Annotated in this window: 2 tRNA genes and 2 rRNA genes; all 4 read left to right on the forward strand. The window is 53.7% G+C overall.

Annotation, left to right across the window (positions count from 1 at the left end):
- Nucleotides 1-328 precede the first annotated feature (328 nt).
- The 4 genes from P3T21_RS38035 (at nt 329) to P3T21_RS38050 (ending at nt 5,350) form a co-directional block, all read left to right on the forward strand.
- Nucleotides 329-1,861, forward strand: a 16S ribosomal RNA gene (locus P3T21_RS38035).
- 64 nt (nt 1,862-1,925) lie between these two features.
- Nucleotides 1,926-2,002, forward strand: a tRNA-Ile gene (locus P3T21_RS38040).
- 56 nt (nt 2,003-2,058) lie between these two features.
- A tRNA-Ala gene (locus P3T21_RS38045) sits at nt 2,059-2,134 on the forward strand.
- A gap of 335 nt (nt 2,135-2,469) precedes the next feature.
- Nucleotides 2,470-5,350 (forward strand): 23S ribosomal RNA (locus P3T21_RS38050).
- Together the 16S and 23S rRNA genes with 2 tRNA genes alongside form the textbook arrangement of a ribosomal RNA operon.
- Nucleotides 5,351-5,461: the final 111 nt, after the last annotated feature.

The following is a 5,461-nucleotide window of genomic DNA, read 5'->3' on the forward strand; positions in this document are numbered from 1 at the left end:
TTCTTCATAATCTCGTTTCTCTGCTGCTGATGCAGCGACGCAGAACGAAGCGGTGCCGGAGTGGTTGCGAAGTGACGCAGCGCGGTGCGGTTTCGGTGGTGAATGCGCAATCGATCTTTAAAAATTAACAGCCGATAAGTGTGGGCGCTTGATGGCGACGCGCGGTGGATCTTTCGGGATCTGCCGGCCAGGCGAAAGTATCAAGTCTCACACAGTAATGAAAGGAAGGTTTGCCTGCCGGGGCGTCAAGCTTCGGCAGGTTAATCATTCGTCAGTACGTTGAGTGAGCGACCGGTTGGTAACACAACCGAAAACAGTAACAGGCATTGAACTGAAGAGTTTGATCCTGGCTCAGATTGAACGCTGGCGGCATGCCTTACACATGCAAGTCGAACGGCAGCACGGGAGCAATCCTGGTGGCGAGTGGCGAACGGGTGAGTAATACATCGGAACGTGTCCTGGAGTGGGGGATAGCCCGGCGAAAGCCGGATTAATACCGCATACGCTCTATGGAGGAAAGCGGGGGATCTTTCGGGACCTCGCGCTCAAGGGGCGGCCGATGGCAGATTAGCTAGTTGGTGGGGTAAAGGCCTACCAAGGCGACGATCTGTAGCTGGTCTGAGAGGACGACCAGCCACACTGGGACTGAGACACGGCCCAGACTCCTACGGGAGGCAGCAGTGGGGAATTTTGGACAATGGGCGCAAGCCTGATCCAGCAATGCCGCGTGTGTGAAGAAGGCCTTCGGGTTGTAAAGCACTTTTGTCCGGAAAGAAAACCTCTGGGTTAATACCCCGGGGGGATGACGGTACCGGAAGAATAAGCACCGGCTAACTACGTGCCAGCAGCCGCGGTAATACGTAGGGTGCGAGCGTTAATCGGAATTACTGGGCGTAAAGCGTGCGCAGGCGGTTCGTTAAGACAGATGTGAAATCCCCGGGCTTAACCTGGGAACTGCATTTGTGACTGGCGGGCTAGAGTATGGCAGAGGGGGGTAGAATTCCACGTGTAGCAGTGAAATGCGTAGAGATGTGGAGGAATACCGATGGCGAAGGCAGCCCCCTGGGCCAATACTGACGCTCATGCACGAAAGCGTGGGGAGCAAACAGGATTAGATACCCTGGTAGTCCACGCCCTAAACGATGTCAACTAGTTGTTGGGGATTCATTTCCTTAGTAACGTAGCTAACGCGTGAAGTTGACCGCCTGGGGAGTACGGTCGCAAGATTAAAACTCAAAGGAATTGACGGGGACCCGCACAAGCGGTGGATGATGTGGATTAATTCGATGCAACGCGAAAAACCTTACCTACCCTTGACATGGACGGAACCTGGCTGAAAGGCCGGGGTGCTCGAAAGAGAACCGTCGCACAGGTGCTGCATGGCTGTCGTCAGCTCGTGTCGTGAGATGTTGGGTTAAGTCCCGCAACGAGCGCAACCCTTGTCCCTAGTTGCTACGCAAGAGCACTCTAGGGAGACTGCCGGTGACAAACCGGAGGAAGGTGGGGATGACGTCAAGTCCTCATGGCCCTTATGGGTAGGGCTTCACACGTCATACAATGGTCGGAACAGAGGGCTGCCAACCCGTGAGGGGGAGCTAATCCCAGAAAACCGATCGTAGTCCGGATCGCAGTCTGCAACTCGACTGCGTGAAGCTGGAATCGCTAGTAATCGCGGATCAGCATGCCGCGGTGAATACGTTCCCGGGTCTTGTACACACCGCCCGTCACACCATGGGAGTGGGTTTTACCAGAAGTGGCTAGTCTAACCGCAAGGAGGACGGTCACCACGGTAGGATTCATGACTGGGGTGAAGTCGTAACAAGGTAGCCGTATCGGAAGGTGCGGCTGGATCACCTCCTTTCTCGAGCTGAACGTGTTCAACGTTGAGCGCTCACGCTTATCGGCTGTGAAAAAGACAGACTCAGGGGTCTGTAGCTCAGTCGGTTAGAGCACCGTCTTGATAAGGCGGGGGTCGATGGTTCGAATCCATCCAGACCCACCACTGTTTCTGCGGTGGCGGCGCGAACTGACTAAAACCCCTGGGGAAGTTGCATGACTGGGGGATTAGCTCAGCTGGGAGAGCACCTGCTTTGCAAGCAGGGGGTCGTCGGTTCGATCCCGTCATCCTCCACCAATCCTCAATGCCGGTTTTACTGCGGCGGACATTGCGAGATGTCTGCGGTGCAGTGACACGGGCATTGGCGATTGAGCCAGTCAGAGTGATACGTGGTTATAGCAACCGCGCTATCGGCTGTCGTTCTTTAACAATCAGGAAGAAGTAGTAAAGAGATTCACGAAAGGCACTTAGAGATGGGTGTCCGAGTAGGTGAATCAGGGTTGTGATTGTATCAATGTATTTTAAAGGTGATCGAAAGATTGCTTTGGAATACGGCGCAACACGAATACTCAACCTGTAGCGACTGTTCAGGCGTGATTCTGCGGAACCATGCTGAGACACACTCGTTATAGGGTCAAGCGAACAAGTGCATGTGGTGGATGCCTTGGCGATCACAGGCGATGAAGGACGCGGTAGCCTGCGAAATGCTTCGGGGAGCTGGCAAACGAGCTTTGATCCGAAGATGTCCGAATGGGGAAACCCGGCCCGTATGGGTCATCCATGGCTGAATACATAGGCCATGTGAAGCGAACGCGGTGAACTGAAACATCTAAGTAACCGCAGGAAAAGAAATCAACCGAGATTCCCAGAGTAGTGGCGAGCGAAATGGGACCAGCCTGTACTCTTTATCTTTACTGTTAGCCGAATGCTCTGGAAAGTGCAGCCATAGCAGGTGATAGCCCTGTAGGCGAAAACAGTTTGGAAGAACTAGGTGTACGACAAGTAGGGCGGGACACGTGAAATCCTGTCTGAAGATGGGGGGACCATCCTCCAAGGCTAAATACTCGTGATCGACCGATAGTGAACCAGTACCGTGAGGGAAAGGCGAAAAGAACCCCGGGAGGGGAGTGAAATAGATCCTGAAACCGCATGCATACAAACAGTCGGAGCCTCTGCGAAGGGGTGACGGCGTACCTTTTGTATAATGGGTCAGCGACTTACATTCAGTGGCAAGCTTAACCGATTAGGGCAGGCGTAGCGAAAGCGAGTCCGAACAGGGCGTTCAGTCGCTGGGTGTAGACCCGAAACCAGGTGATCTATCCATGGCCAGGATGAAGGTGCGGTAACACGTACTGGAGGTCCGAACCCACTAACGTTGAAAAGTTAGGGGATGAGCTGTGGATAGGGGTGAAAGGCTAAACAAACCTGGAAATAGCTGGTTCTCTCCGAAAACTATTTAGGTAGTGCCTCGTGTATCACCTTCGGGGGTAGAGCACTGTCATGGTTGAAGGGTCCATTGCGGATTACTTCGCCATAGCAAACTCCGAATACCGAAGAGTGCAATCACGGGAGACAGACATCGGGTGCTAACGTCCGGTGTCAAGAGGGAAACAACCCAGACCGCCAGCTAAGGTCCCCAAATATTGCTAAGTGGGAAACGAAGTGGGAAGGCTAAAACAGTCAGGAGGTTGGCTTAGAAGCAGCCATCCTTTAAAGAAAGCGTAATAGCTCACTGATCGAGTCGTCCTGCGCGGAAGATGTAACGGGGCTAAGCAATATACCGAAGCTGCGGATGCATATTTATATGCATGGTAGGAGAGCGTTCCGTAAGCCTGCGAAGGTGCATTGAAAAGTGCGCTGGAGGTATCGGAAGTGCGAATGCTGACATGAGTAGCGATAAAGGGGGTGAAAGGCCCCCTCGCCGTAAGCCCAAGGTTTCCTACGCAACGTTCATCGGCGTAGGGTGAGTCGGCCCCTAAGGCGAGGCAGAAATGCGTAGCTGATGGGAAGCAGGTTAATATTCCTGCACCATTGTTAAATGCGATGGGGGGACGGATCGCGGAAGGTTGTCCGGGTGTTGGAAGTCCCGGTCCTTGCATTGGAGAAGGCGCTCAGGCAAATCCGGGCGCGGAATTCAAGGGTGCGAGGCCATTCACTTCGGTGAAGAAGCAACTGGAAGTGGTTCCAAGAAAAGCCTCTAAGCTTCAGTTTAACAAGACCGTACCGCAAACCGACACAGGTGGGCGAGATGAGTATTCTAAGGCGCTTGAGAGAACTCGGGAGAAGGAACTCGGCAAATTGGTACCGTAACTTCGGGATAAGGTACGCCCCTGTAGCTTGACTGGCCTGCGCCAGAAGGGTGAAGGGGTTGCAATAAACTGGTGGCTGCGACTGTTTAATAAAAACACAGCACTCTGCAAACACGAAAGTGGACGTATAGGGTGTGACGCCTGCCCGGTGCCGGAAGATTAAATGATGGGGTGCAAGCTCTTGATTGAAGTCCCGGTAAACGGCGGCCGTAACTATAACGGTCCTAAGGTAGCGAAATTCCTTGTCGGGTAAGTTCCGACCTGCACGAATGGCGTAACGATGGCCACACTGTCTCCTCCCGAGACTCAGCGAAGTTGAAGTGTTTGTGATGATGCAATCTCCCCGCGGCTAGACGGAAAGACCCCATGAACCTTTACTGTAGCTTTGCATTGGACTTTGAACCGATCTGTGTAGGATAGGTGGGAGGCTATGAAGCGTGGACGCCAGTCTGCGTGGAGCCGTCCTTGAAATACCACCCTGGTTTGTTTGAGGTTCTAACCTTGGCCCGTGATCCGGGTCGGGGACAGTGCATGGTAGGCAGTTTGACTGGGGCGGTCTCCTCCCAAAGTGTAACGGAGGAGTACGAAGGTACGCTAGGTACGGTCGGAAATCGTGCTGATAGTGCAATGGCATAAGCGTGCTTAACTGCGAGACCGACAAGTCGAGCAGGTGCGAAAGCAGGTCATAGTGATCCGGTGGTTCTGTATGGAAGGGCCATCGCTCAACGGATAAAAGGTACTCTGGGGATAACAGGCTGATACCGCCCAAGAGTTCATATCGACGGCGGTGTTTGGCACCTCGATGTCGGCTCATCTCATCCTGGGGCTGTAGCCGGTCCCAAGGGTATGGCTGTTCGCCATTTAAAGAGGTACGTGAGCTGGGTTTAAAACGTCGTGAGACAGTTTGGTCCCTATCTGCCGTGGGCGTTGGATATTTGAAGGGGGCTGCTCCTAGTACGAGAGGACCGGAGTGGACGAACCTCTGGTGTACCGGTTGTCACGCCAGTGGCATCGCCGGGTAGCTATGTTCGGAAGAGATAACCGCTGAAAGCATCTAAGCGGGAAACTCGCCTTAAGATGAGATATCCCCGGGGCTTCGAGCCCCTTGAAGGGTCGTTCAAGACCAGGACGTTGATAGGTCAGGTGTGGAAGCGCAGTAATGCGTTAAGCTAACTGATACTAATTGCCCGTAAGGCTTGATCCTATAACAAGTGTGTCTCGACCAGAGTTAGCGCTTCAGCGCTTACTCTGGTCCGATCCCCGCAGGGGATGCGTGCCAAGCACCAGACGGTGTTAGCAGGACGCACAGGTTGAG

The organism is Paraburkholderia sp. GAS334 (assembly GCF_050436625.1).
GTDB lineage: Bacteria > Pseudomonadota > Gammaproteobacteria > Burkholderiales > Burkholderiaceae > Paraburkholderia.